Raw genomic sequence first — 26,821 nt, 5'->3', positions numbered from 1 at the left:
CGCAAAATGGTCTACAAGGCCGCAAAGCAATCTGGATCGGGAGACGAGTATCTTGGCTGACCTTGGACTGGTGCGTGAAACCGCCTGCGCTGTTGTCGACAAGCTGAAATCAGGCGAGGTCACGCCGCTCGATCTCCTCGATGCGCTGGAAGCACGCATCGAGGCGGTGGACGACGAGGTCAACGCGCTGCCGACCCTATGCTTCGAGCGCGCCCGGGACCACGCCAAGGCGCTGATGCAAAAGCCGGCCAGCGAGCGCGGCCTGCTTGCCGGCCTGCCCGTCCCGATCAAGGATCTCACTGATGTGGCCGGCGTCCTCACGACCCAGGGCTCGCCGATCTACAAGGACCGGGTTCCCGACAAGTCCGATCTTCTGGTGACGCATCTTGAGGCCAATGGCGGCGTGATCTACGCCAAATCCAACACGCCGGAATTCGGCGCCGGCGCCAATACCTTTAACGAAGTGTTCGGTGCCACCCGCAACCCCTATGACACGTCGCGCTCGGCAGCTGGCTCCTCGGGCGGCGCGGCCGTGGCGCTTGCGACCGGCACCGCCTGGCTTGCTCATGGCTCGGACCTCGGCGGCTCCTTGCGCAATCCGGCGAGTTTCTGCGGCATCGTCGGTCTGCGTCCCAGCGTCGGCCGTGTCGCGGCCACGCCGAAATTTGCCGTCGATAACACCACCAGCGTGCAGGGCCCGATGGCGCGCAATGTCGCCGACCTTGCGCTGCTGCTGGATGCGATGAGTGGCGACTACGCTGCCGATCCGCGCTCGCTGCCGGCGCCCGCCACCTCGTTCCTGTCGGCAGCCCGCTCGGGCGCCGGGCCGAAGCGAGTAGCCTACTCGCCCGATTTCGGCATCACGCCGGTCGATCCTGAAATAGCCGCGATCACGCGCAAGGCGGCGCAGCGCTTTGAGGAAGCCGGGGCCATCGTCGAGGAGGCGCATCCGGACCTCAGCGAGGCCCATGAATGCTTCCACGTGCTGCGCGCGCTGTCCTTCGCCATGTCGAAGACCGAGTTGTTGCGCACCAGGCGCGACCTGCTCAAGCCCGAAGTGATCTGGAACATCGAGGAAGGCCTGAAGCTCTCCGTCGACCAGATTGCCCGAGCGCAGGCACAGCGGCTCGCCATGACCGAGCGCATGCTGCAGTTCTTCAAGACCTACGACCTGCTGCTGTCGCCAGCGACAATCGTGGCGCCGTTCCCGGTCGAGAACAGATATGTCGCCGAATGCAACGGCAAGACCTTCGGCAACTACATCGAGTGGCTGGCGATCGCCTATGCGACCACGCTGACCTGTACGCCGGCACTGTCGCTGCCCTGCGGCTTCACGGCATCGGGCCTGCCGGTCGGCCTGCAGATCGTGGCGCCGCCGCGCGCCGAAGCGCGGTTACTGGCGGGCGCCAAGGTCCTGGAGGAGATCCTCGGCGTGCCGACCGGACCGATCGAACCGCGGCCACCGAGGGGGTGACTTCGGCACCCGCCGTACGCAATACCGTCATTGCGAGCGAAGCGAAGCAATCTAGTTCTTCGCAGTCCAACGAGAAGGACTGGATTGCTTCGTCGCCTTCGGCTCCTCGCAATGACGAGGCGGACGTGCACATTATAACCTCGCGTCCTTCGCGTTCTGCAAGCTCAGCAGCGTCTGCGCGACCATATCCTCGACCAGCTCTTCGCGGGTGACATTGATGCTCTTGCCCGTGAGCAGGCCCTGCTGGGCCAGCATGACGACGCCGTGCAGCGAGGCCCAGATCTGCAGCGCATGCCGTTCGCGCAAGAGGTCGCGCGGCCCCTCCAGCGCATCGAGCACCAGCGCAAACGTCTCCTGCGCCGCAACATGCAGCTCGCTGTCCTTATCCGCGCAGGCCATGGTCTGGGAAGCAAACATCAGCCGATAGATGCCGCTGCGCTCCAGCCCGAACACCAGCGCCGCCTGCGCCAGCCGCGACAGCTTCGATCGCTTAGACGGCTTGGCCAGCGCCTCTCGCAAGATCGTGTTGAACTGCCGGAACGCTTCCGCCGTGACTGCGACGAGCAGCCCCTCGCGGTCGGCGAAATGCCGATAAGGCGCAGGCTGCGACACGCCGAGCGTCTTCGCCAGGGCCTTGATGCTGATCGCCTCCGGGCCGCCCTGCTCAGCCTCGGCGAGCGCGGCCTGGATCAACGCGTCGCGAAGATCACCATGATGATAGGAACGACGTGGCTTGCGGGCTGGGTGCGACATGTGATCCGAGGTGTGATCTTTCCGGCTTGACAATACCAGTTACGCGCAATGTAATATCATATAACTTACAGCCGGCACGCCGCGCTGCAACGAGTTGATTTTTGGGAAACGCGATCCAGGCGCCTGCCGTTCGGCTGGCCGTGAGGGATTTTTGATCCATGCCGCAGCTCAAGATCCACGTCGATCCCGACAAATGCCAGGGGCACGCCCGCTGCAAGGCATTGGCGAGCGAGCTGTTCGAGCTCGATGCCTATGGCAATGCGCATGAGAGCGGCGAAGGTGTGGTGCCGCCCGGCCTCGAGGACAAGGCCTATCTGGCACGCGCCAACTGCCCGGAATTCGCAATCGAAGTCACCGAGGAATAGCGCGACCGTTCGCCATCGGTTGAGCCCACGCGACACCAGTTCGAGGAAGCCGCCAATGTCCGAAGACGCCAGCCCCCTGCCCCAGCATCCGCCGGTCACCGACTGGATCAACGATTTCGACCACACCGATCCGAAATGGACGGCAAATCCGTTCCCGATCTGGGACGAGATGCGCAAGGCGAGCCCGGTGGTCCACACCAATCGCTTCCTCGGCTGCTACATGCCGACAACTTATGAGGCCGTGCGCGCGATCGCCAACGATACCGAGCACTTCTCCTCGCGCCGTGTGCTGGTTCGCGACGAGCGGCCGGAAATCAAGAACAACGCCGCCCCGCCGATCACCTCCGATCCGCCCGTGCACAAGCCGGCCAAGCAACTGTTGCTGCCACCGTTCACGCCGGATGCGGTCGCCAAGCTCGAGCCGCGCATGCGCGCCATCTGCAACGAGCTGATCGACGAATTCATCGATGAGGGACGATGCGATGCGGCCGCGCGCTATACCAAGCACGTCCCGGTGCGCACCATCGCGCATATGCTGGGCATTCCCGAGAAGGACGGCGATCTCTTTATCAAATGGATCCATGCCATTCTCGAGCTCGGCATCAAGAACGAAAACGCCCTGCTGCAGGCTGTCGAGGAGATGACGGATTACTTCTCCGCAGAGATCGAGAAACGCAAGACCGAACCGACCGACGACCTGATCTCCTATCTGATGAACGCGAAGCTGCCGAACGGCGCGCCATTGGAGGATTCGCACGTCACGGGCTCGCTCCGGCTGCTGCTGATTGCCGGCATCGACACCACCTGGAGCGCGATCGGCGCCTCGCTCTGGCACCTGGCGACAACACCTGACGATCGCAGGCGCCTGGTCGCCGAGCCCGGCTTGATGCCGATCGCGATCGAGGAGCTGCTAAGGGCCTATTCGCCGGTGACGATGGCGCGCGAGGTGGTGAAAGAGACAATGGTCAGCGGCTGCCCGGTCAAGCCGGGCAACATGGTGCTGCTGTCGTTCCCGACGGCCAACCGCGATCCGGCAGTATTCCCGGATGCCCACAAGGTCGTGCTCGACCGCAAGGAAAACCGCCACGCGGCATTCGGACTCGGCATCCATCGTTGCGTCGGCTCGAATCTCGCGCGGATGGAGATGACGGTCGCGATCGAGGAATGGCTGAAGCGAATTCCCGAGTTCCGGCTCGATCCGGAGGGTGAGGTAACCTGGTCACAGGGAACGGTGCGCGGACCGCGGCAACTGCCGATGCTGTTCTGAGGTTTTGACAATTCGGTCTCCTGCCGTAGAAGGGAATTTGGAAACGTCCCTTTCGGAGACCAGACATGACCGACCAGGCGCTGAGGCCTGCTGAATCTGCTACGACCTTTGTCGACGTCGAGCGCCGCATCAAGGCCATCCTGATCGGCTCCGCCGGCAACCTGGTCGAGTGGTACGACTTCTACGCCTACACGGCCTTCGCGCTGTATTTCGCGCCTGCGTTCTTCCCGGCCTCCGATCCGGTCGTGCAGCAGCTCAACGCCGCCGTGCTGTTCGCGGCCACCTTCCTGATGCGCCCCTTGGGCGGCTGGCTGTTCGGCTACCTCGCCGACCATTTCGGCCGCAAGCTGTCGCTGACGGTCTCGGTGCTATGCATGTGCTTCGGCTCGCTGATCATTGCGGTGACGCCGACCTATGCCACGATCGGGTTTGCGGCGCCCGCGATCCTGGCACTGGCCCGCGTGATCGAAGGCCTCAGCCTTGGCGGCGAATATGGCGCCAGCGCCACCTATCTCAGCGAGGTCGCCGATGCCAAGCACCGCGGCTTCTATTCCAGCTTCCAATATGTCACGCTGATCGGCGGCCAGCTCACCGCGATCATCGTACTGCTGCTGCTGCAGAAGGTGTTCCTGACGCCGGAGGAACTGAAGGCCTGGGGCTGGCGCATCCCGTTCGTGATCGGCGCGCTGCTTGCGATCTTCACCGCCGTCATGCGGCGCGGCCTGCACGAGACCGAAGCGTTCGAGGAAGCCAAGAAGGTCGTCAAGCCGACCGGCTCGATCCTCGAGCTCCTGAAATATCCGCGCGAGCTTTTGCTCGTGATCGGCCTGACCGCCGGCGGCACCGCGGCGTTCTATACCTTCACCACCTACATGCAGACCTTCGTCAACCAGTCGGTCGGCCTGACCGCGGACCAGACCACCACGGTGATCTTCGGCTCGCTGGTGTTCGCGACCATCCTGCAGCCGCTCTACGGCGCGCTGTCCGACCGGATCGGCCGCAAGCCGCTGCTGATCTTCTTCGGGGTGGCCGGCACGCTGGCGACGATTCCGATCCTGACGCTGCTCAAGGACACCAAGTCGCCCTTCATTGCCTTCCTGCTGATCTGCGCGGCCTGGATCTTCGTCGCCGGCTACACCTCCATCAACGCGGTGGTGAAGGCAGAGCTGTTCCCGACCAACGTCCGTGCGCTCGGCGTCGGCGTGCCCTATGCGCTGACGGTCTCGATCTTCGGCGGCACGGCGCCGGCGATCGCCCTATACTTCAAGACGATGGGCCACGAGAGCTGGTTCTATTACTATCTGTCGGGCATGATTTTCCTGTCGCTGCTGATCTACGCGACCATGCGCGATACCAAGCACGCATCGGCGATGCATCGCCACCAGTGATGGAGACCTGATATGGCCGGTGAGGACCAGCCGCCCCCTGAGAGCAAGCTGACGCGCAGCAAGGCGCGTTGGGCACGCGAGGGCAAGTTCCTCACTGGCAAGGCCGTGCGGCCCGAAGAGCAGCGCCTGCCCCCGGGCCAGCACCTGACGAAGGAGTGGCCGGTGCTCGATCTCGGGCTGACGCCGGAGATCTCGCGCGAGCGCTGGCGGCTCGACGTCTATGGCGCGGTGGAAAATCCGCTGTACTGGGACTTCAAGACATACCTCGCGCAGGAGCAGCGCCAGTTCGTCTCCGACATCCATTGCGTGACCACCTGGTCGCGCTACGACAACCAATGGGAGGGGCTTGCGACGCGCGACCTGCTTGCCGCCTGCCGTCCGCGCGACGAAGCCGATTTTGTCGTGTTGCATTCCTATGATGGCTACACCACCAACCTTGCGCTGGAAGATTTCGCAGCAGCCGACGCGCTGCTCGCCCATAGCTGGTCCGGCCAGCCGCTGACGCAGGAGCATGGCGGCCCGGTGCGGCTCGTGGTGCCGCATCTCTACTTCTGGAAGAGCGCGAAATGGCTCAAGGGAATCGAGTTTCTCGATACCGACAAGCCCGGCTATTGGGAGGTGCGCGGCTATCATAATCGCGGTGATCCCTTCGCCGAGCAGCGCTATTCGGATTGAGCGCGCCGGAGACACCGATGGAATTCACCTCGGAGACGGGCAAGATACCGAAAGGCTACGGCTATCTTCTCAAGCCATCCGTGATCCTCACTGCACTGACCGCGGCAAGTCTCGGGGGCATTCACATCCATCTCGTTCGCAGCCACGGCAGGCGTCTGTTCGATGCGCGGTATTGGCCGCCAAACGGCGAGGTGCCTTACGAACGTCTCCACATCAAGGTGGGAACGGCGCACGAACGGGACCTGCCCGAGCTGCGTCGGCGAGCGAAATCCGAAGGCCTGCCGGCTCTAGTTCAATGGATTTCCGATATTGTCGCCCAGGACCTGCGATCGGTGATCCGGCGCGGTGACCAGGAGATCCAGCTTTTGCCTCCTCGAGACTGACGATTACTTTGTCGGGAGCGCGAACGTTCGCAAAGCTCCCGGCCGTGCACGCCGCGAGGCCATCATATCTGCGTGTATGCCATATCTGCTGATCACAACGTGAAACGATGCCGTGTCATCATCCCGAATGGCGGTAGAAGACGCAACAATTGGGGGAGCCGCGAATGCCGACCGAACGTTTCCAGTTTGAATCCGCAGGTGCCCACCAGCTCGCCGCCGCGCTCGACCTGCCCGATGGTGCGCCGCGCGCCTATGCACTGTTTGCGCATTGCTTCTCCTGCGGCAAGGACGTTCATGCCTCGCGGCGCATCGCCATGGCATTGGCCGCGCAGGGCATCGCGGTGCTGCGCTTCGACTTCACCGGCCTTGGCTCCAGCGAAGGCGATTTCGCCAACACCACCTTCTCCTCCAACGTCGCCGATCTCGTGCGCGCCGCTGCGCACTTGCGCAAGACGCGCGCCGCGCCGGCGCTGCTGATCGGCCACAGTCTCGGCGGTGCCGCCGTGCTCGCCGCGGCTGCCGAGATCCCCGAGGCCAAGGCGGTGGTCACCATTGCCGCTCCATCCGATCCGTCTCACATCACCGGCCAGTTCAGCGACCGGATCGCGGATATCCGCGCCAACGGCACGGCCGCGGTCTCACTCGCCGGCCGTCCGTTCCGGATCAGCAGCGCCCTGCTCGACGACGTCGCCGAAGTCAGGCTGATGGACAAGATCACCCACCTGCATAAGGCGCTGCTGATCATGCATTCGCCTGTCGACGACACCGTCGGGATCGACAACGCCACCCGCATCTTTGTCGCCGCCAGGCATCCCAAGAGCTTCGTCTCGCTCGATCATGCCGACCATCTGGTGACCGACAGGAAGGACGCCGGCTACGTCGCAGGCGTGATCGCAGCCTGGGCCAGCCGCTATGTCGATGCCGCCGCGCCGCAGCCGGCCGCGTCGAACGCCGCGCCGCGCGAGGTCGTGGTGCGCGAGACCCGCGCCGGCAAATTCCAGCAGACGGTGGCGATCGAACCGCATCATCTGATCGCTGACGAACCGCTCGCGGCCGGCGGCGACGACACCGGCCCCGGGCCTTACGATTTCCTGCTCGCCGGCTTAGGGGCCTGCACGTCAATGACGATGCGGCTCTATGCCGACCGCAAGGCGCTGCCGCTCGATCGGGTCACCGTGACGCTCCGCCACAGGAAGATCCATGCGGAAGACTGCGCCGAATGCGAGACCAAGGTCGGCATGATCGACCAGATGGAACGGGTGATCGCGATGGAAGGCACGCTCGACGAGGGTCAGCGCGCCAAGCTGATGGAGATTGCGGACAAATGTCCGGTGCACCGGACCCTAACGTCTGAAATCCGCATCGTGACGCGACGGGCGGACTAAACAGGACGGGCTGGCTCGGCCACCAGCGGCTGAACCCGCAGCGCACCGCCGCGCAGGCCAAGTGCGGTGCCGGCCAGGATACCTGCAACGGCGACGAACGACGTCAGCGCCAGCGTCGACATGCCGGTCAGCCCCTGCCCGATCGAGCAGCCGAACGCCATCACGCCGCCGGCGCCCATTAGCGCCGCGCCGGCCGCCGAACGCAGCATGTGGCGGGGCGAGCGGAAGCCTTCCAGCTTGAAGCGGCCGGTCGCAAGCGCCATCACGAGGCTGCCCACGAATATACCGGCCACGGTGGCAATACCGAAATTGAGGGTGAGTCCGGTCGACAGCATCGCATATTGCAGCGTGTCGGCGATCGGCGCGATGAAGGTCAGCGAGGTCACCGCGACAGGATTGAAATCATCATTGCCGAGATAGCCGGTCGCGAACCAGCCGGCTGCGACCAGCAGCCCCATCACAAGGCCGGCCGCGATCTGGCCGGGCGCACGGCGGAACGGCTGGTGTGCGAAGGCAAAGCCGACCAGCGCGCCGCCGACCACAATCGCAGGCAACAAGCGAGCGGGCGTTCCATGCAGCCCGCCGCTCGACAGGAGCGCGGGCAGCGAGGTCGCGGTCGCGCTGGTCTGCGATGTCTGAACCAGCGCGATACGCAGCGGCGCGATCAGCCCCTTCAGCGTCATCTCGGCGACAATGCCGAGCACGATGACGACAACGAAGGAGCGCAGATTGCCACGGCCGAGCAGCACCAGCGCGCGCGAGCCGCAGCCATTCGAGAGCACCTGACCGTAACCGAATAGCGCTCCGCCCAGGAACATCACCGGCACCGAGAACGTGGCCTGCAGGTAGATCGACTTGCCGAGATCGACCGCCCCCTGTGCGGCCAGCAATTGCGTTGCAACAATGGCCGTGCCGATCGCCAGAGCGTAGCTGCGCACCAGCCGGCTGTCGCCTTCGGCCCACCAGCCGCGCAGCGAACTCATCATGCAGAAGCCGCTCAGCAGCCCGACCGCGCCATAGACGAGGCCGATCAGGAGTCCGGCCAGAATGGCGAGCGTGGCGGCTTCAGGCACAGCAAAATCCTTTCCGGTCGGCTGATGCAAAGATCGGGCTGGTGCGCGCCGTCATCGCTTTCGCTTGACGGGCGCGGAATCTTTGCCACGATGTCCAGCTAACTAGTTCAGAATGCTTGTTCCAACAAGCAGCATCGTCGGGAGAGAACGCCGTGGCTTCACAACCGGGAACGGCGCGGTGAGCGCCGGGACCCATCTCGCGCCGGACGCGCTGGCGCGTGCCTGTGCCGAGGCGATGTGGCAGGAGGACCGCGCCAGCCAGGGGCTCGGCATGGAGATCGTCGCGATCGGCCCGGGCCACGCGCGGCTTGCGATGACCATCCAGCCGCACATGGTCAACGGCCATGGCATCGCTCATGGCGGCTTCATCTTCACGCTCGCCGATTCAGCCTTCGCCTTCGCCTGCAACTCGCACAACGAGCGCACCGTCGCGGCGCAGGGCAACATCACCTTCATCCGTCCTGGCAAGCTCGGCGACCGGCTGGTCGCCGATGCCCGTGAGGTCTCCCGCAGCGGCCGCTCCGGCATCTACGACGTGCGCGTCAGCGCAGGCGACAGCGTGATCGCCGAGTTTCGCGGCCATTCGCGCAGCATCGGCGGCACCCTGGTGCCGCCGGAAGACATCGACGACTCGACGTAAGCGAGGCCGATCGCGATGAGGCCGAGCGAACCGCAGGAGGACACACGCCATGGCTCTGACCAAGCTGCAATCCGGGTCCGATCTCTATCGGCCCGAGATGGACGATGTCGAGCGGGCCTCGCGCGATGAGATCGTGGCGCTGCAAACCAAGCGGCTCGCCTGGTCACTCAAGCATGCCTATGACAACGTCGCGCACTATCACCGCGCGTTCGACGCGCACGGCGTGCATCCCTCCGAATTCCGCGAGCTCTCCGACCTCGCCCGGTTTCCGTTCACCTCGAAGACTGATCTGCGCGAGCACTACCCCTTTGGCATGTTCGCCGTGCCCCGCGAGCAGCTGGTGCGCGTTCATGCCTCCTCGGGCACCACCGGCAAGCCGATCGTGGTCGGCTACACCCGCGCCGACATCGCGACCTGGTCGCAGGTGATGGCGCGCTCGATCCGTGCTGCCGGCGGCCGCAGCGGCATGATCATCCACAATGCCTATGGCTATGGCCTGTTCACTGGAGGTCTCGGCGTGCATTACGGCGCCGAGGAGCTCGGCTGCACCGTGGTGCCGATCTCCGGCGGCATGACCGAACGGCAGGTGCAGCTGATCAACGATTTCCGGCCCGACATCATCACGGTGACGCCGAGCTACATGCTGGCGATCCTCGACGAGTTCAAGCGGCAGAAGCTCGATCCCCGGCAAAGCTCGCTCAAGCTCGGCATCTTCGGCGCCGAGCCCTGGACCAACGCAATGCGCGCCGAGATCGAAGACGCCTTCGACATGGATGCGACCGACATCTATGGCCTCTCCGAGGTGATCGGCCCCGGCGTCGCGCAGGAATGCCTGGAAACCAAGGACGGGCTGCACATCTGGGAGGATCATTTCTATCCGGAGGTGATCGATCCCGACACCGGTGCGGTGCTGCCCGACGGTGAGATCGGTGAGCTCGTCTTCACATCGCTGACCAAGGAAGCCTTTCCGGTCGTGCGCTATCGCACTCGCGACCTGACGCGGCTGCTGCCCGGCACCGCGCGACCAGGCATGCGGCGGATGGAGAAAGTGACGGGCCGCTCCGACGACATGATCATCCTGCGCGGGGTCAATTTGTTTCCGACCCAGATCGAGGAGATCCTGCTCGCGACCGAGTGGTGCGGCGGCCATTTCATACTTGAGCTGACCCGCGAGGGCCGCATGGACGAGCTGACGATCTTCGCCGAGGCGCGGCCGGAGAGCTGGGACGGCAGCGGGCTTGCCGATCACGCTGATCGCATCTCGACCCATATCAAGAACACCATCGGCATTACCGCCAAGGTGCAGGTGGTCGCGCCGGATACACTGGAGCGCTCGCTCGGCAAAGCCAAGCGCCTACGCGACAAGCGCTCGAAGGATTGAAGACGGGGCGCTCCTCAAGACACCGTCGGCTGCATAGGATCGGCTGATCAGTCCGTCTTACCGGAGATAGTTATGGTCGACTTCACTTCCGCCTCTGCCGCCGAGATCGTTGCAGCCATCCGAGACAAGAAGATCACCGCCGTCAGCGCCGCACGCGCGGCCCTGGACCGCGCGGAGCAATTGAAGGAGCTCAACGCGCTTGTTATCATCGACCATGAGGGCGCGCTCACCACCGCGGCCAAGGTCGATGCCGGCGAGATCACCGGGCCGCTGGCCGGCCTGCCCGTCGTCATCAAGGACAACATCAACACCGCCGATCTGCCGACCTCGGCCGGCACGCCCGCCCTGCGGCACGCGCGTCCGAAACGCAACGCGCCCTCGCTGCAGAAGCTGCTCGATGCCGGCGTGGTCATGATCGGGAAGGCCAACATGCACGAGCTGGCCTTCGGCATCACCAGCACAAATCTTGCGCCCTTCGCCGGCCCAGTGCGCAATCCCTACGATCCGAGCCGCATTCCCGGCGGCTCCTCGGGCGGCACATCGGCCGCGATCGCGGCGCGCATCGTCACCTGCGGGCTCGGGTCCGACACCGGCGGCTCGACCCGGATACCGGCCGCCCTGACCGGCACGGTGGGCCTGCGGCCTTCGGTCGGCAATGGCGGCACGGAACGCCGATACGACGACGAGGGCCAGGTGGTTCCGATCAGCCGCACCCGCGACACCGTGGGACCGATGGGGCGCACCGTAGCCGATGTCGCCCTGCTCGACTACGTCATCACGGGAAGCGCCATGGCGCAGCCGGAGACGCTGCGCGGCAAGCGTCTCGGCGTCCCGGCATCATTCTGGAGCGGCCTCGACCGCGAGGTCGAAACGGTCATGCATACCGCATGCGACAAGCTCAGGAATGCCGGCGTCGAGTTGGTCGAGGCCGATATTCCTGATGTGTTTGAGCAGAACAAGAAGGTCTCATTCGTGGTCGCGCTGCACGAGCCGATCGAGGACATTCCCGCCTATCTCGCCGCCTCGGGCATCGAGGGCATCACGCTGGCCGAGATCGCAGCGATGATCGCGAGCCCCGATGTCGCTGGCCTATTCGGCGCGATCATGACGGACGCTTTCGGCGCCGCCTATCCCGACGTGATGCGCGTGCAGCGACCGGCGCTGCAGAAGCTATACGCGGACTATTTCCACGAGCACCGCCTTGACGGCATTCTGTTTCCGACCACGATCGCGCCTGCCCCGCTGATCGATCTGGAGAAGGGCTCGGGCGAGATGTCGATCGACGGCGGCGCGCCGGTGCCTGTCTTCGACACCATCATCCGCAACACCGATCCTGGCAGCAATGCAGGGCTTCCGGGCCTGTCGCTCTATGCTGGGATGACGGCAAGCGGATTGCCGGTGGGCTTGGAGATCGACGGCCCGGTCGGCAGCGACACGAAGTTATTAGGCCTCGGGCTTGCGATCGAGGCGATCCTGGGAACGGCGCCGGCACCGAAGCTGTGATGGCGCGCCAACCGTGCTTCCCCTGATGCTGAGGGGCGCCGCAGGCGCGTCTCGAACCATGGGGCCACAGTCCGGGCCTCATCCGTCGAGACGCCGCTGCGCGGCTCCTCAGGATGAGGGGATAGCTCACATCTGATCGTAATCGACCACGACTCTCGCAGTCGTCGGCTTCGCTTGGCACGTCAGCACGAAGCCCGCCTTCAACTCCCACGGCTCCAGCGAATAGTTCAGCTCCATCTCGGCTGCGCCTTCGACCAGCTTCGCGCGGCAAGTCGAGCACATGCCGCCCTTGCAGGCAAAGGGCAGATCGATGCCGGCGCGCAGGGCGGCATCCAGGATCGCCTCGCCGTCGGCGACCGGCACCTCGCGCCGCTTGCCGTCGATGATCAACGCCGCGGTTGCCTTGGGCGGCGCCGATGCGGGTACGATCGCCTTCGGCCGCGGCCTGCCGCCGAACTCCGACACAAAGCGCTCGACATGGATGCGATCGGCGGCAATGCCGAGTTCACGGCAGGTGGCTTCGACATCCTCGCTCATCCCTGCGGGTCCGCAGATGAAGACGTGATCGACCGCTGAGGCCGGCACCAGCGAGCGCAGCAGCACCCTCACCTTCTCGCCATCCAGCCGGCCGTGCAGGATCGGAATGTCCTGTTCCTCGCCGGAGATGACGTGGAAGACCGACAGGCGCTCGATGAAGCGGTCCTTCAGCTCTTCGAGTTCGCTTCGGAACAGCATGCCCTCGGCGGTGCGATTGCCGTAAAACAGGAAGAAGCGGCTCATCGGCTCGCGCGCCAGCACGTTTTTCACGATCGACAGGATTGGCGTGATGCCGGAGCCGGCGGCAAATCCGGCATGGATGCGAGCTTGGTCGGGCACCGGGGCAATCCCGAACCGTCCCGTCGGCGTCATCACGTCGAGTTCGTCACCGCGCTTCAATTCGTCCGTGACGAAGCTGGAAAACGCACCGCCGTCGACGCGCTTCACCGCGATGCGGATCTCGTCATCGTCGGGCCCAGAGCAGATCGAATAGGAGCGCCGCACCTCCTCGCCGCCGAGTGTGGTGCGCAGGGTCAGATATTGCCCAGGCACGAAGCGGTAGTCGTCGGCGAGCTCCTCGGGAATCGTAAAGGTTATCGACACCGCATCCGCGGCTTCGCGCCTGATATTGTTCACGGCGAGACGGTGGAAGCGTGGCGTCGACGAGGACATTGGTCTATCCGCTCGTCATTGCGCGCGAAGCGAAGCAATCCAGATCTAGTCCGCAGAGAGATTCTGGATTGCTTCGTCGCTTCGCTTCTCGCAATGACCGATGCATATGAGCTAGTGGCACTTGAAGTAATCGAACGGCTCGCGACAGGCCTTGCAGCGCCACAGCGCCTTGCAGGAAGTCGAGCCGAATTCAGCGAGCTGCTCGGTATCAGCGGAGCCGCATTGCGGGCAATTGACCTGCTCGATGCCGAACAGCGCGCGGCGCGAACCTGCCGCCTGCGGCGGCGCGATGCCATACTCCCTGAGCTTCCGGCGGCCCGTTTCGCTCATCCAGTCGGTCGTCCAGGCCGGCGACAGCACGGTGCGGACGGTCGCATTCGGAAAGCCGGCGTGCTCCAGCGCCACCACCACGTTAACCGCGATCATGTCCATGGCCGGACAGCCGGAATAAGTCGGCGTGATCGCGACATCGACGCAGCCGTCATCGCGCAGCACCACCTCACGCAGCACGCCGAGATCGTCGATGGTCAGCACCGGAATCTCCGGATCGGTCACGCTTGCGGCGGCATCCCACGCGCGCTGCCAGAGGTCGCGATTCCCACTGAGCGCAGCCGCTACCATGATGCACCCGGAAAGCTGCGCTGCATGTATTGCAGTTCGCTCAGGAGGTGGCCGAGATGCTCGCTGTGGCGGCCATCGCGGCCGCCCTGCTGCATCCAGTCATTCTCAGGCAAGGTGAGCGTCGCCTCGCGCAGCACGTCCGTGAGCGTGACCAGCCATTCCGGCATCAGCAGCAGCGGATCGACGGCGATGCCGGCGTCGATCAAGTCGCGCTCGCTCTCATCGACCGCGAACATCTCGCCGGTGAAGGCCCAGAGATCATCGATCGCGGCTTGCGCGCGTGCGTGGCTCTCCTTGGTGCCGTCACCGAGCCGGATGATCCATTCGCTGGCATGACGCAGATGATAGGCGCTTTCCTTCTCCGACTTGGCCGCGATCGCGGCCAACGTCGCGTCGCGCGAGCTCATCATGCCGCGCCAGTAGAGATCGGCAAAGGCCGAGTAGAACAGCTGCCGCACCATGGTCTGCGCGAAGTCGCCATTGGGCCGCTCGACCAGCAGCAGATTGCGGTACTGCCTGACGTCGCGCAGATAAGCGAGCTTGTCCTCGTCGTTGCCCCCGCCTTCCACCTCGGCGGCGTAGGTGTAGAGCGCGCGCGCCTGCCCGATCAGGTCAAGCGCGATATTGGACAGCGCCATGTCCTCTTCCAGCATGGGCGCATGGCCACACCATTCCGACAGCCGATGCCCGAGGATCAGCGCATCATCGGCCCGGCGCAAGGTGTAGAGCACCAGCGGAGTTTCGGTGACGGTGATCGAGGGTGTGGCCATGTTCGTTCATACCTGACAAGGAAGGCTATTTCTTCCGTCATTGCGAGCGAAGCGAAGCAATCCAGACTGCCTCACGGAAACGATTCTGGATTGCTTCGTTGCCTACGGCTCCTCGCAATGACGAGGGAACTACATATGCCCGACTTCGTCGGGCACCTCGTAGAACGTCGGATGCCGGTAGATCTTCGACTCCGCCGGCTCGAACAGCATGCCCTTGTCAGCGGGATCGGATGCGGTGATCGCGCTCGACGGCACCACCCAGATCGACAAGCCCTCGCCGCGGCGGGTGTAGACGTCGCGCGCCGCCTGCAAGGCCATGGTGGCATCCGCCGCGTGCAGCGAGCCGCAATGCTTGTGCGCGAGCCCGTTGCGGCTGCGGATGAAGACCTCCCAGAGCGGCGTGTTGGGCGTGGCCATGGCGACCTCCCCTCTTATTCGGCTGCCTGCGCCATCTGGCGCGACTTGCGTTTCGCGGCGAAGGCGGCCGCGGCCTCGCGCACCCAGGCGCCATCGGCATGCGCCTTGCGGCGCGCCGCCAGCCGGTCGCGATTGCATGGGCCGTTGCCGGCCAGCACCTGCTTGAACTCGCTCCAGTCGATCGGGCCATGGATCCAATGGCCATCCGGATCCTGCCTCATCGCGGGATCGGGAATGGTCAGCCCGAGATACTGCGCCTGCGGCACCGTGGCATCGATGAATTTCTGCCGCAGCTCATCATTGGAGAAACGCTTGATCTTCCACTTCGTCGAGGTGTCGCTGTGCTGGCTCGCACTGTCCGGCGGACCGAACATCATCAGCACCGGCCACCACCAGCGGTTCAACGCATCCTGTGCCATCGCCTTCTGCTCAGCCGTGCCGCGCGACAGCGTCAGCATGATCTCGTAGCCCTGGCGCTGGTGGAAGGATTCCTCCTTGCACACGCGGATCATGGCGCGCGCATAGGGCCCATAGGAGCAGCGGCACAGCGGGATCTGGTTCATGATCGCGGCGCCGTCGACCAGCCAGCCGATCACGCCGATGTCGGCCCAGGTCAGGGTCGGGTAGTTGAAGATCGACGAGTACTTGGCCTTGCCGGCCAGCATCGCATCGACGAGCTCCTCGCGCGAGGCGCCGAGCGTCTCCGCGGCGGCGTAGAGATAGAGCCCATGGCCGCACTCGTCCTGCACCTTGGCGAGCAGCGCCGCCTTGCGGCGTAGGCTCGGCGCGCGGGTGATCCAATTGCCCTCGGGCAACATGCCGACGATCTCGGAATGGGCGTGCTGAGAGATCTGCCGGACCAGCGTCTTGCGATAGGCTGATGGCATCCAGTCGTTGGGCTCGATGCGCTCCTCGGCATCGATGCGCGCCTGGAAATGCCCGGCGCGACCAGCGTCCTCAACGAGAGTGCCCTCCTCGGGCGCATTCAGCGCCTGCGTGTACATGCGGCGTCCTCCCCGGACTTGATTGCCGCCAATATATAACAGAATGGAGCTACCGCAATATATTCTTGTAATATATCACGGGGCGGTCAGGTTCCAAAACGGCGCGCCAGCGCCTCTCCGGCCGGCGGCAGCGAGCCGTTCTCGCCCCTCGCGTGCGCGTCCAGCCAGCGTTCCGAGGCCGGCAGCAGCGTCCGGTAGATCGTCCCGCACAGCGCCCGCGCCTCCCGGCCGGGCCAATCCTTCGGCAGCAGTTCGGCCGGCAGCAGCGGATCGCGCAGCACGATGCGGCGGTAGTGATGGATCAGCAGGATGCGCGCGGTGAACGCATCGGCGTCGGACAGCGCCGCGTTCCGGCTGAGCCAGGCCTGCAGCGGCGCAAACGACGCTGTGAACTTCAGATAGGCCTCCGCGGTGCGGTCCAGCGTCCAGCTTTCGGCCAGCAGGCGGCGCGCCATCTCAGGCGCGGCCGAGACGTCGAGCCGGATCGCCCCCGCTGCTTCAACCGGCACCGGCAGGCCGACCGGCGCCACGAACACGCCGGGCAACGGGCTGCCGAAGCCAGCGTTCTTCAGCGCCTCGCGTGCGGCCTCGCGGGCCTCGACGCCGCCGATCAGCAGCAGGTCGAACCGCCCGTTCCACTCCGACGGCGGCGGATCGTAGATGTGGCGGGTGGCGGCAGCGAAGGTCTGCTCGCCCTTCGGCACCAGACGATAGAAGCTGTTGCGGCCGACCTTGCTGCGTGCGAACCAGCCCTCGGCGGTCAGCCGCGAGATCGCCGTGCGCACCACATTGCCGGCGATGTCGAGACCGGCGAAGAACGCCAGCAAGGTGCCAAGCCACACCACGCCACCGCGCGGCACGATGGCATCGCCGAACACGGTGATGATGATCGAGCCGGTGCGCGACGGCTCGTGCTTGAGCTGTTCGATGATGCGGGACAGAGGCTGCGGCATGGCTGACGCATAACCTGTTTTGCCGATTTCGAGAAATCGGCCGTTCAGAGGAGCCGCAGCAGCACTTCGGCGCTGTAGAGCGCGAGACCGGCGAGCCCGCCGATCAGCGTGCCATTGAAGCGGATATATTGCAGGTCGCGGCCGATATTGAGCTCGATCAGCCAGATCAGCTGCGACATGTTCCAAGACTTGACCTGGTCGGAGATGAAGGTGGAGACGCCGCTCTTCTGCTCGGCGACGATGCGGCTCAGCACGGTGACCATGCCGGCATTGATCTCGCCGCGCAGCTCGGCATCAGAGGCAAGCAGCTCGCCCGCTCTGGTCAGCATTCCCGCAAGGCGATTGCGCAGCACCTGGCTTTCGCCGGAGGCGCTGCGTGCGATGAAGCCCTGCACATTCGCCCAGATGTTGTTGAGGAGCCTGCCGAGCTCAGGCCGCGCGAGCAAGTCACGCTTCAGCCCGGCGATCCAGCCGGCCGTCGCAGGATCGCTGCCCAGCCGGTCAACAAGAGTCAGCAGCATGCGATCGAACTCGCCGCGGTAGGGATGCTTGGGATCGCTGCGCACCTCCTCGAAGAAGGCACCGGCGGAGGCGACGATGCGATTCAGCACGAACTTCTCGGCGCGGTAGAGCCTGAGCAAGGTCGGCAGCTCGGCACGGATGCGCTCGCGCAGGATCGCCAGCGTCTCAGGCTCGGTCAGCGTCCGGTGCACGATGCGCAGGAGATCGTCGAGCAGGCCCTTGTGCCGGCCCTGAGCGACGAAGGCATGCAGCGTCGAGGCGGCCAGCGGCGCGAGGTCGACCGCCTGCAGCTGCCCCATGACGCGGCGGCTGATAAAGGCAGCGAGCCCGGAGCTCTCGGTCGCCGACACCGCCTCCGGCAACAGCCGCAGTGCAAAGCTGGCCAGGTCGCCGCTGCGTTTGCGGTCACGCAGCCAGTCGGCCATGAACGAGCCGAAATCGATCTTGCGCAGCTTGGCCTCGACGGGAGCGGCCTCGAGAAAATGCAGCTCGATGAATTCGCCGAGCTTGTCGGCAATGCGCTGCTGGTTGCTCGGGATGATCGCGGTGTGCGGGATCGGCAGGCCCAGCGGATGCCGAAACAGCGCCACCACGGCGTACCAGTCGGCAAGACCGCCGATCGTCGCGGCTTCCGCGAAGGCGGCGACAAAGCCGAACGCCGGATGCTGATGCGACAGCAGCCTTGCGACGACGAATAGCGAGAGCGTGCCTAATAGCACGAGCGTCGCCTGCAGCTTGACACGGCGCAGATCGGCCGCGCGGCTGGCATCGCCGGGCATCTGGAAGGTTGCCTTCGGCAAAGTGGGATCTCGCATGGCCCGGGCATTCGCTCCGTCATTGCGAGGAGCGAAAGCGACGAAGCAATCCAGACTTCCTTGGTGACTCTGGATTGCTTCCGCCTTCGCCTATCGGCTTCGGCGGACACGTCGCTTCGCTCGCAATGACGAAGTCTCAAAGAACAGCTCCACGCTGATCTATTGACTGCAACCTAAAAAGAAAGGCCCGCGAGATGCGGGCCTTGAAGCAAGTCGTCAGCAGGAAACGCGATCAAACGGCCGTGCTGGTCGCCTTGGCGAAATTGTCCTGCACCGTCTTCGCGCCGTCGGCCACGAGCTTGCCGACATATTCGGAAGCCGACTTCGCCCGCGAGATCAGCGCTTCACCACGCGCCCGCGCCAGCTCGCCTTGGATCTGCACGGCCTCGCTGAACGAGGTGGCAGCAGCAAGCCGGCCGATGCCGTCGAAGAACGCCTCGGTGTCCTCGTGGATCGCCTGGCTGATGTTGCGGCCGAGCTTGGCAGCCTCGCTGACGCCGCCGACGACAGCGGTCTCGACGGCGGCGGTGACTTTCTCGGACTCCGCAAAGGCGGTCGCGGTGCGCTCCCTTGCGGTCGAGACGGTCTGCTTGACGAACTCCCGCGCGCTTTCCGGCACATTCGCGGCCTGCAGGCTCTTCAGCGCCTCGGCAACCGGTGCGAAGGCCTGTTTCACGTTGTCGAATAAGGTTTCGGTGGTCATGGGTCTCTCCATCCTCAATTGACTGAGCTATGGGCTCACCCCGTCCGCATTCGGCCCGGGGCTCAACACCTATGCCACGATGAATGATGCAATGCAACATAAATATTGCATCGCAATATAGTCATTTTGGCTTGTCGGCATCCTTGGGAACCGCCGAAGTTCCCTTTCCGGCCGGAACCGGCTGGGACTTGGCCTGCGGAGGACGTTTCGAACGTGACCCGGGCGGCCGCAGGGCCTGCGGCTGGGGCGCCTCCTGCGGCGGCTGGGGCAGCGCCGCTGCCTGCGCCGGTTCGGGCGCCTCCTGGGGCGGCTGTGGTGTCTCCTGAGCCGGCTGGTGTGCCTCCTGGCGGGGCTGGGCCGTCCCGAGCGCCGGCTTCGAATTCGTCACTGCCTCCTGAAGAAGCGCCTTGATGTCGGTCAGCTTGCTCTCGATCGCCTCCAGCCGGTCGGAGATCCCGTTGAGCTGCGCCCGGCTCGGCAGGTTCATCCCCTCAAAGTAGCTTTCCATGAGAGCGGCCAAGCGCTTCTGCACACTGTCGGAGCCGGCTGGGGTCCGGTCAGAAGATCCGCCGGAGAGCTGGCTGCCGAAGGTGCGAAATCCCTTCTGCATCTCCCCGACCATCTGCTGCCACAATGCGATCGCGTCGTCAGCCTTATCCGCCATCGGCATTCTCCCTCGCCGATACCATTCACGAAGACTCACGTCCCGATGATATCACGCAGTCGGCTGGTTTCGGCAGATGCTGTCGATATCATTTCTCGTTGGAAACCATGCGACAGAGGTGCAATCGGCCATGCAAGACCGACCGTTGAATGTGACCGCATCTGCTCATCAGCCGCCGCAACTCGCGCGCGCCAACGGCATCGATATCTGTTACGAGATATTCGGCGATCCCGCGGCCGAGCCGCTGCTCCTGATCATGGGCCTCGGCGCGCAGATGGTGATCTGGGACGATGCGTTCTGCCAGCAGCTGGCGGCGCGCGGCTTCCGCGTCATCCGATTCGATAATCGCGACATCGGCCAGTCCAGCAAGATGCACGGCGGCAAGCGGCTGACGCCGTTCGAGCTGATCAAGCTGCGCTTCTTCCATATCCCGGTAGCCGCGCCCTACCGGCTGATCGACATGGCCAAGGATACGGTCGGGCTGATGGATGCACTCGGCATCCAATCGGCGCATCTGGTCGGCGCCTCCATGGGCGGCATGATCGCCCAGGAGGTCGCGCTTTCATTCCCGCACCGCGTGCGCTCGCTGACCTCGATCATGTCGACCACAGGCAATCCGCGCATTCCGCCGCCGACCCGCGAGATGGCGGCTCTTCTGATGGCGCCGCCGCCGAGGACGAAAGAGGAATATCTCGCGCGGTTCGCGCGGACCTGGAAGATGCTGCGCGCTGGCTCCTTCCCCGAAGACGAGGCGCGCGATCTGGAGCTGGCCGAGCGCTGCTTCGCCCGCGGCATCAATGCCGCAGGCGTGGGGCGGCAGTTGCGTGCAATCCTCGCCTCCGGCAGCCGCAAGGCGCGGCTGCACGCCGTCAAAGCTCCGACGCTGGTCATTCACGGCACCAAAGATCCGCTGGTGCATCCTGCCGGCGGGAAGGATACGGCGGCCTCGATCCCGAATGCCAAACTGCTGATGATCGACGGCATGGGACACGCATTGCCGATCCGAACGTGGCCAGAGATCATCGGCGCGATCGCAGCCCACGCCCATGGCGCCAGCGCGCAGGCGGCTTAGGGGCAATGCGGCTCAAACAAACAAGATGCGTCTACAAATAAGTGGTATCTGTGCACAGAAGGTGCCTCTGCAAAGAAGGTGTCGTCCCGGCCAAGCGAAGCGCGAGCCGGGACCCATAACCACCGATGTTGCTTGTTAGAACAAGCTGGAGCTACAGCGCGTCGCAACCAGAATGTCCTGTGATTATGGGTCCCGGCGTTCGCCGGGACGACACTGAGTCCTGGCTGCGACTTTCGCCTACAAGCTATTCGACCGATAGCGCGCCTCACCCGAACCGGCGCCGTCGCCATTCGATCAGCTTGGCGCTCACCTCTTCCGGCTGTTCCTGCTGGGTCCAGTGGCCGCTGTTGCGCACGAGATATTTCTCGAGATCGGGAACGAGCTTCTCCATGCCATCAGCGGCCGAGGGCGGCAGCACGGCATCGTTCTCCGCCATGATCATCAGCGACGGCACGTGCACGGTATGATCGAGGCCTTCCGAGCGCCGCCAGTTGCGCGTCATGTTGCGATACCAGTTGATGCCGCCGGTGAAGCCCGTTCGCCTGAAGGCGTCGACGAACACCTGCTTCTCCTCCTCCGTCAGGATCGGCGTGCGCGCGTCGCGCCTGCCATCATAGGCCTCGACCATCTGCGGAAATGCCAGATTGAGCTTCGGCGCAGCGCCGATGCCCGCAATCGGCTGCTCAGCCGCTGACGCAGCCGCCGCGGCCCGCGGCAGCGGCTTGCGCATGAAGGCATCGAAGGTGGCTTCGACATGGCTGTTGAAGATCCGGTCCGGCTCGCGGGCGGGATCCTGGAATTGAACGATATACATCATGTCACCGAAGCGCTCACGGAAGATCGCGATCGGATCGATCGGCGCGCGGTCCCTGTGCGGCGTATTGATGCCGACCACGCCGGCGACGCGGCCGGGATGGCGCAGCGGCATCTGCCACACGACGAAGCCGCCCCAGTCGTGACCGACGAAGATCGCCTGGTCGATCTTGAGATGATCCAGCAGGCCGACCAGATCGGCCGTCAACTGCTCGATGGCGTAGGCCTCGACCGGCTCAGGACGCTCGGTGGCGCCATAGCCGCGCTGGTCCGGCGCGATCACCCGGATGCCCGCCTCGCTCAGCGCCTTGATCTGATGCCGCCAGGAGAACGCCAATTCCGGCCAACCATGGCACAGCACCATCGGCGGCCGATCGGAGATCGGTCCTGCCTCGTAGTAGCCCGTCCGGATGCCATTGGTCTGTGCGAACTGCAGCGGCGGCATCTCGATCATGTTCTGCTCCTCCAGCGCGGACACGCGTCACCGCGCAGGCGATGCGCACCGCAGATCTCTGCGTCATGCGTCGCGGCCAAACTCAAGCCGACTTCTTGTCACCGGAGCGGGGGCTACCCAGTCCCGTCATGGTGACGAACAGATCCTGAAACCGCTCGGCCAGCTTGGGGTCGAAGCTGAACCAGCTCTGCAGCAGCGCTTCCGGATTCATCTTGTCGATGTTGCTCGTCATTTGCTGCTGCAGCTTGTCCATGACCGCCATCTGCATCGGGCCGACGTCGGGCAATCCAAAGAATTGTCGCGCCTCCTGCGGCGTGCAATCGATCTCGATATTGACTTTCATGTCCACTCCGCGCCGTTGGTCAAAGCGAGTATGAGCGCGCGAGCCCATCTCGAGCAAGCGAGCCTGATGCGAAAGCGTGCGATTCCTCCGACATGGTCAACCGTCGACAGCTGGCGTACCGAGCCCGGCCAGTTCGGCCAAGGGCATTATAGCGAACAATCGACTACCTAAAGTAGACGAATTCGCGTGCACTGCGAAGTAACAACGGGAGCTAACCATATCGATCCGCCTGGGCACGGCGGGCTTGTCCGCAAGCGGCAATTTCTGGCAACATGCCGTAGTCGGGTGTCCGACAGCCTGCACCACCCGCACCACGCGCGCCCAGACCGGACCGCCTGGCCGGAAACGGCACCAGACTTGCAGCGTGCGCGCGGCATCTGTTGCCGCCTTGGTGCCGGCAGCGGGCACAGCGACATCCACGAACGCCTGACAGGACGCGGCGCACGCTTCGTCCCTATTGCCAAAAATACAAGCGGCCCAAGCGGAGAATTTAATCATATGCGGCCACGCCTGACCTCTCTCATAGCGACCGCCGTCGCGATCCTTGCCTTGGCGGCGACGCCGGCATCGAGCCAGACCCTGCGCTATGCCAATCAGGGGACACTGAAGTCGCTCGATCCCTATACGTTCAAGGAGAGCACGACCATCGCGCATCATGCGCACGTCTACGAAGGCCTGACGGCCCGCGACAAGGATCTCAAGATCATCCCCGCGCTCGCCGAAAGCTGGGAGACTCCCGAGCCGACGCGCTGGCGCTTTCATCTTCGCAAGGGCGTCAAGTTCCACAACGGCGATCCCTTCACCGCCGACGACGTGATCTTCTCCGCCGAGCGCGTGCGAGCCAACGGCTCCAACTTTCTTTCCAACGTTCCGGCAGACGCAAAGTTCATCAAGGTCGACGACTATACGGTCGACGTGAAGCTGGACGCGCCCAATCCCATTCTGATCTCGCAATGGGATACCTGGTTCATCATGGACAAGAAGTGGTGCGAGGAGAACAACTCGGTAGCGCCGACCCCGGTGTCGGCTACCACGCCGAGCTTTGCTGCCTTGCACGAGAACGGCACCGGCCCCTTCACCATCGAAAGCCACCAGCCCGGCGTGAAGACGGTGTTCAAGGTCAACCCGAACTGGTGGCGCAAGCCGGAGCATAACTTAAAGGAAATCGTGTTCACCACCATCGCCTCCGATGCCACCCGCGTTGCGGCGCTGCTCTCGGGCGAGGTCGACGTGATCGAGCCGGTGCCGGTGCAGGATATCGCCCGCATCGATGCCAGCCCGAACGCGCAGGTGCTGAAAGGGCCGGAGCTGCGCACCATCTTCCTCGGCATGGACATGACGCGCGATGAGCTCCTGTACTCCAACGTCAAGGGCAAGAATCCGTTCAAGGACGAGCGCGTCCGCGAGGCGTTCTACAAGGCGATCGACATCGAGCTGATCAAGACCCGCGTCATGCGCGGACTATCGACGCCATCAGCGCTGATGATCGCACCGCAGCTCTATCCGCTGTCGAAGGACTTCACCCGGCCGAAATACGATCCGGACACCGCCAAGAAGCTGTTGACGGAAGCCGGCTACCCTGACGGCTTCGAGGTGACGATGGACTGCCCGAACGATCGCTACGTCAACGACGCCGCGATCTGCCAGGCGGTGGTCGGCATGCTCGCCCGCATCGGCGTCAAGGTGAACCTGCTGGCGCAGCCCAAGGCGCAGTTCTTCGCCAAGGTGCTGAAGCCCGGCGGCTACCAGACCTCGTTCTTCATGCTGGGCTGGACGCCCTCCTCGATGGACTCGCACAACGTGATGCACGACATCATGGGCTGCCGTGACGACGCCAAGGACCCCAGCCGGGGCGAGGCCAATCTCGGCAATTACTGCAACAAGGAGTTCGACGCGATCACCGACAAGGTCCTGGTCGAGACCGATACCGCCAAGCGCGATCAGCTGATCAAGCAGGCCTACGAGATCGCCATCAAGGACTACGGCTACATCCCCCTGCATCAGCAGGCGCTGGCCTGGGGCGTTTCGAAAAAGGTGAAAATCCCGCTGCGTGCGGACAACGCCGTGCTGCTGTTCTGGGCCAATAAGTCCGAATAGCCGATCAAGCAGGAAAGCCCCGAGAGAGCAAGATTGCTTTTCGGGGCTTTTCATTTCAACGACGCGGTGCTACCCGCCGCGCTTCGATGAGGAAGTAAAAAAGGACCAGATGCTCGCCTTCACGCTTCGCCGGGCACTCCAAGCCGTTGGTGTCATGATCGCGGTGGGGATCATCTCCTTCGCCATGTTCCGCTTCGCCGGCGACCCGGTCAGCCAGATCGTCTCGATCGATACATCGGCCGCGGAACGGGCCAATATCCGCAAATCGCTCGGCCTCGACGATCCCGTGATCGTGCAGTTCGGCCGCTATCTCTTTGATGCAGCGCAATTCAAGTTCGGTGTCTCCTACCAGTTCCGCCAGCCGGTCGCCGATCTCTTGAAGGAACGGATGCCCGCAACGCTTGAGCTTGCGGTCGTCGCCACCATCCTGGCCATGGTGTTCGGCATCCTGATGGGGGTCTATTCCGCACTGCGGCGCGATTCGGTTTTCGCCAAGCTGCTGCAGGCCGTGTCGCTGATTGGCATCTCGCTGCCGACCTTCCTGATCGGCATTCTGCTGATCTATCTGTTCTCGGTCACCCTGGGCTGGCTGCCGTCATTCGGCCGCGGCGAGACGATCAAGATCGGCTGGTGGAGCACCGGCCTGTTCACCGCCTCCGGTTTGAAAGCGCTGATCATGCCGGCTATTACGCTCGGCCTGTTCCAGATGACGTTGATCATGCGCCTCGTGCGGGCCGAAATGCTGGAAGTGCTGCGCACCGACTACATCCGCTTCGCACGCGCGAGAGGACTGACCACGCGCGCCATCCATTTCGGTCACGCGCTGCGCAATACGCTGGTCCCTGTCATCACCGTCGCCGGCCTACAGTTTGGCTCGGTAATTGCGTTCGCGATCATCACCGAAACCGTTTTCCAATGGCCCGGCATGGGCCTGTTGTTCGTGCAGGCGGTCCAGAATGTCGATATCCCGATCATGGCGGCCTATCTGCTGATGGTCTCGCTGATCTTCGTCACCATCAATCTCGTGGTTGATATCCTCTACACCGTGGTCGATCCGCGCCTGCGCTCGACCATCAGCCGTCCGGCCTGATCATCATGAGCGACGCCGTCGTCGACCATCCCACCGAAACGGCCGCATCGCCCGGCGAGGCGAAGGGCCGGAGCCTAATGAAGCGCGCGCTGGATAGCGACCTGTTCTATTCGTTCCGACGCTCCAAACTGACCATGGTCGCAACCGCGATCACCATTCTTTTCTTCCTGCTCGCGATCCTTGCTCCGCTGATCGCTCCGCAGAATCCGTTCGACCCGGCGCAACTGCAACTGATGAACTCGCGCATCCCGCCGCTCTGGTATGCGGACGGACAGAGCCCGTTCCTGCTCGGCACCGACGAGCAGGGCCGCGATGTTCTCTCGGCGATTCTCTACGGCCTGCGCATCTCGCTGATGGTTGGCGTGCTCGGCGTGGTCTTCTCCGGCATCCTGGGCATCGCCCTCGGCCTCACGGCCGGCTATTTCGGCGGCGTGGTCGATACCGCCATCATGCGCGTCGCCGACGTGCAGCTTACTTTCCCCGCCATCCTGATCGCTTTGCTCGTCAACGGTGTCGCAAAATCGGCGTTCGGCAATCATCTGGATCCGACGAGCATGCTGGGCGTGCTGGTGTTCGCCATCGGCCTCAGCTTCTGGGTACAATATGCGCGCACGGTGCGCGGCTCCGTACTGGTCGAGAAGAACAAGGACTATGTCGCGGCAGCGCAATTGATCGGCCTGTCCGCGCCAGTCATCATGCTGCGCCACGTTCTGCCAAACACCACGGGCCCGGTGATGGTGATCGCGACTATCAATCTGGCGCTCGCCATCATCACCGAGGCGACGCTGTCGTTCCTGGGCTCGGGCATGCCCCAGACGATGCCCTCGCTGGGCACGCTGATTCAAATCGGCAACAACTATCTGTTCTCCGGCGAATGGTGGATCATCGCCTTCCCAGGATTCGCGCTGGCGGCGCTGATCCTCTCGATCAACCTGCTCGGCGACTGGCTGCGCGACGCGCTCAATCCGAAGCTGCGATGATGGCGTG

General features: G+C 64.2%; 27 protein-coding genes. 14 read left to right on the top strand and 13 right to left on the bottom strand.

Translation table 11 applies throughout. The features are described from left to right. Nucleotides 1-52 precede the first annotated feature (52 nt). Nucleotides 53-1,474: an amidase gene (locus tag P6U24_RS13845; protein ID WP_407159647.1), complete on the top strand. Its 1,422-nt coding sequence runs from the start codon at nucleotides 53-55 to the stop codon at nucleotides 1,472-1,474. Nucleotides 1,475-1,606: 132 nt separating this feature from the next. Here P6U24_RS13845 and P6U24_RS13840 read toward each other — a convergent pair whose 3' ends face one another. After that, nucleotides 1,607-2,227: a TetR/AcrR family transcriptional regulator gene (locus P6U24_RS13840; RefSeq protein ID WP_407159646.1), complete on the bottom strand. Its 621-nt coding sequence runs from the start codon at nucleotides 2,225-2,227 to the stop codon at nucleotides 1,607-1,609. 158 nt (nucleotides 2,228-2,385) lie between these two features. Between P6U24_RS13840 and P6U24_RS13835 the strand changes: the two genes are divergently transcribed. The 6 genes from P6U24_RS13835 to P6U24_RS13810 all read left to right on the top strand — a co-directional run bounded on the left by P6U24_RS13835 (nucleotide 2,386) and on the right by P6U24_RS13810 (nucleotide 7,690). Beyond that, a complete protein-coding gene (locus P6U24_RS13835; protein ID WP_407159645.1) occupies nucleotides 2,386-2,592 on the top strand; it encodes a ferredoxin in 207 nt (68 codons plus the stop codon). A 55-nt stretch (nucleotides 2,593-2,647) separates the two neighbouring features. Next, nucleotides 2,648-3,859: a cytochrome P450 gene (locus P6U24_RS13830; protein WP_407159644.1), complete on the top strand. Its 1,212-nt coding sequence runs from the start codon at nucleotides 2,648-2,650 to the stop codon at nucleotides 3,857-3,859. 65 nt (nucleotides 3,860-3,924) lie between these two features. Further along, entirely contained in the window at nucleotides 3,925-5,247 is a 1,323-nt protein-coding gene (locus tag P6U24_RS13825) for an MFS transporter (RefSeq protein ID WP_407159643.1), read from the top strand. Nucleotides 5,248-5,259: 12 nt separating this feature from the next. Then, complete coding sequence (locus P6U24_RS13820) at nucleotides 5,260-5,922, top strand: sulfite oxidase-like oxidoreductase (RefSeq protein WP_407159642.1); 663 nt, start codon at nucleotides 5,260-5,262, stop codon at nucleotides 5,920-5,922. Continuing rightward, nucleotides 5,919-6,305, top strand: a complete 387-nt coding sequence (locus P6U24_RS13815) for a hypothetical protein (protein WP_407159641.1) — start codon at nucleotides 5,919-5,921, stop codon at nucleotides 6,303-6,305. The genes P6U24_RS13820 and P6U24_RS13815 overlap by 4 nt, the downstream gene beginning before the upstream one ends. 164 nt (nucleotides 6,306-6,469) lie before the next feature. Then, nucleotides 6,470-7,690 (top strand): alpha/beta fold hydrolase, encoded by a 1,221-nt coding sequence (locus P6U24_RS13810; RefSeq protein ID WP_407159640.1) that lies wholly within the window; start codon nucleotides 6,470-6,472, stop codon nucleotides 7,688-7,690. Here the strand turns inward: P6U24_RS13810 and P6U24_RS13805 are convergent. Beyond that, entirely contained in the window at nucleotides 7,687-8,736 is a 1,050-nt protein-coding gene (locus P6U24_RS13805; RefSeq protein ID WP_407160454.1) for a YeeE/YedE family protein, read from the bottom strand. The genes P6U24_RS13810 and P6U24_RS13805 overlap by 4 nt on opposite strands. Before the next feature lie 262 nt (nucleotides 8,737-8,998). Between P6U24_RS13805 and paaI the strand changes: the two genes are divergently transcribed. From paaI to iaaH, 3 genes are all read left to right on the top strand, one after another. After that, nucleotides 8,999-9,403, top strand: coding sequence for a hydroxyphenylacetyl-CoA thioesterase PaaI (gene paaI, locus P6U24_RS13800; RefSeq protein WP_407160453.1), 405 nt, complete (start codon nucleotides 8,999-9,001; stop codon nucleotides 9,401-9,403). Between the two features lie 49 nt (nucleotides 9,404-9,452). Beyond that, nucleotides 9,453-10,784, top strand: coding sequence for a phenylacetate--CoA ligase PaaK (gene paaK / locus P6U24_RS13795; RefSeq protein ID WP_407159639.1), 1,332 nt, complete (start codon nucleotides 9,453-9,455; stop codon nucleotides 10,782-10,784). A 72-nt stretch (nucleotides 10,785-10,856) separates the two neighbouring features. Continuing rightward, nucleotides 10,857-12,287, top strand: a complete 1,431-nt coding sequence (gene iaaH / locus P6U24_RS13790) for an indoleacetamide hydrolase (protein WP_407159638.1) — start codon at nucleotides 10,857-10,859, stop codon at nucleotides 12,285-12,287. 126 nt (nucleotides 12,288-12,413) lie between these two features. Here the strand turns inward: iaaH and paaE are convergent, their stop codons facing one another. The 9 genes from paaE to P6U24_RS13745 form a co-directional block, all read right to left on the bottom strand. After that, nucleotides 12,414-13,496 (bottom strand): 1,2-phenylacetyl-CoA epoxidase subunit PaaE, encoded by a 1,083-nt coding sequence (gene paaE / locus P6U24_RS13785; protein WP_407159637.1) that lies wholly within the window; start codon nucleotides 13,494-13,496, stop codon nucleotides 12,414-12,416. Between the two features lie 111 nt (nucleotides 13,497-13,607). Continuing rightward, on the bottom strand, nucleotides 13,608-14,117 hold the full coding sequence (paaD, locus tag P6U24_RS13780) for a 1,2-phenylacetyl-CoA epoxidase subunit PaaD (protein WP_407159636.1): 510 nt from the start codon (nucleotides 14,115-14,117) through the stop codon (nucleotides 13,608-13,610). Next, the gene (gene paaC / locus P6U24_RS13775) at nucleotides 14,111-14,887 is read right to left on the bottom strand and encodes a 1,2-phenylacetyl-CoA epoxidase subunit PaaC (RefSeq protein WP_407159635.1); all 777 of its coding nucleotides are present in this window, start codon (nucleotides 14,885-14,887) and stop codon (nucleotides 14,111-14,113) included. The genes paaD and paaC overlap by 7 nt, the downstream gene beginning before the upstream one ends. Nucleotides 14,888-15,016: 129 nt before the next feature. After that, nucleotides 15,017-15,304: a 1,2-phenylacetyl-CoA epoxidase subunit PaaB gene (paaB, locus tag P6U24_RS13770; protein WP_407159634.1), complete on the bottom strand. Its 288-nt coding sequence runs from the start codon at nucleotides 15,302-15,304 to the stop codon at nucleotides 15,017-15,019. A 14-nt stretch (nucleotides 15,305-15,318) separates the two neighbouring features. Further along, on the bottom strand, nucleotides 15,319-16,308 hold the full coding sequence (gene paaA / locus P6U24_RS13765; RefSeq protein WP_407159633.1) for a 1,2-phenylacetyl-CoA epoxidase subunit PaaA: 990 nt from the start codon (nucleotides 16,306-16,308) through the stop codon (nucleotides 15,319-15,321). An 86-nt stretch (nucleotides 16,309-16,394) separates the two neighbouring features. Continuing rightward, nucleotides 16,395-17,261, bottom strand: a complete 867-nt coding sequence (paaX, locus tag P6U24_RS13760; protein WP_407159632.1) for a phenylacetic acid degradation operon negative regulatory protein PaaX — start codon at nucleotides 17,259-17,261, stop codon at nucleotides 16,395-16,397. A 44-nt stretch (nucleotides 17,262-17,305) separates the two neighbouring features. Further along, complete coding sequence (locus tag P6U24_RS13755) at nucleotides 17,306-18,598, bottom strand: DUF445 domain-containing protein (protein WP_407159631.1); 1,293 nt, start codon at nucleotides 18,596-18,598, stop codon at nucleotides 17,306-17,308. 232 nt (nucleotides 18,599-18,830) lie between these two features. After that, on the bottom strand, nucleotides 18,831-19,301 hold the full coding sequence (locus P6U24_RS13750) for a phasin family protein (protein ID WP_407159630.1): 471 nt from the start codon (nucleotides 19,299-19,301) through the stop codon (nucleotides 18,831-18,833). 121 nt (nucleotides 19,302-19,422) lie between these two features. After that, complete coding sequence (locus P6U24_RS13745; RefSeq protein WP_407159629.1) at nucleotides 19,423-19,965, bottom strand: hypothetical protein; 543 nt, start codon at nucleotides 19,963-19,965, stop codon at nucleotides 19,423-19,425. Nucleotides 19,966-20,116: 151 nt separating this feature from the next. Between P6U24_RS13745 and P6U24_RS13740 the strand changes: the two genes are divergently transcribed. Further along, nucleotides 20,117-21,037: an alpha/beta fold hydrolase gene (locus P6U24_RS13740; protein ID WP_407159628.1), complete on the top strand. Its 921-nt coding sequence runs from the start codon at nucleotides 20,117-20,119 to the stop codon at nucleotides 21,035-21,037. 265 nt (nucleotides 21,038-21,302) lie between these two features. Here P6U24_RS13740 and P6U24_RS13735 read toward each other — a convergent pair whose 3' ends face one another. After that, a complete protein-coding gene (locus P6U24_RS13735; RefSeq protein WP_407159627.1) occupies nucleotides 21,303-22,304 on the bottom strand; it encodes an alpha/beta fold hydrolase in 1,002 nt (333 codons plus the stop codon). Nucleotides 22,305-22,386: 82 nt separating this feature from the next. Then, complete coding sequence (locus P6U24_RS13730; protein WP_407159626.1) at nucleotides 22,387-22,647, bottom strand: DUF6489 family protein; 261 nt, start codon at nucleotides 22,645-22,647, stop codon at nucleotides 22,387-22,389. 498 nt (nucleotides 22,648-23,145) lie between these two features. On the opposite strand from P6U24_RS13730, the gene P6U24_RS13725 reads away from it, so the two are divergent. From P6U24_RS13725 to P6U24_RS13715, 3 genes are all read left to right on the top strand, one after another. Continuing rightward, nucleotides 23,146-24,744, top strand: coding sequence for an ABC transporter substrate-binding protein (locus P6U24_RS13725; RefSeq protein ID WP_407159625.1), 1,599 nt, complete (start codon nucleotides 23,146-23,148; stop codon nucleotides 24,742-24,744). 109 nt (nucleotides 24,745-24,853) lie between these two features. Beyond that, nucleotides 24,854-25,834, top strand: coding sequence for an ABC transporter permease (locus P6U24_RS13720; RefSeq protein ID WP_407159624.1), 981 nt, complete (start codon nucleotides 24,854-24,856; stop codon nucleotides 25,832-25,834). 5 nt (nucleotides 25,835-25,839) lie between these two features. Further along, nucleotides 25,840-26,814 (top strand): ABC transporter permease, encoded by a 975-nt coding sequence (locus tag P6U24_RS13715; protein WP_407159623.1) that lies wholly within the window; start codon nucleotides 25,840-25,842, stop codon nucleotides 26,812-26,814. Nucleotides 26,815-26,821: the final 7 nt, after the last annotated feature.

Source organism: Bradyrhizobium sp. STM 3557 (assembly GCF_045571465.1).
Lineage (GTDB): Bacteria > Pseudomonadota > Alphaproteobacteria > Rhizobiales > Xanthobacteraceae > Bradyrhizobium.
This window is presented reverse-complemented; position numbering and strand designations above follow the sequence as displayed.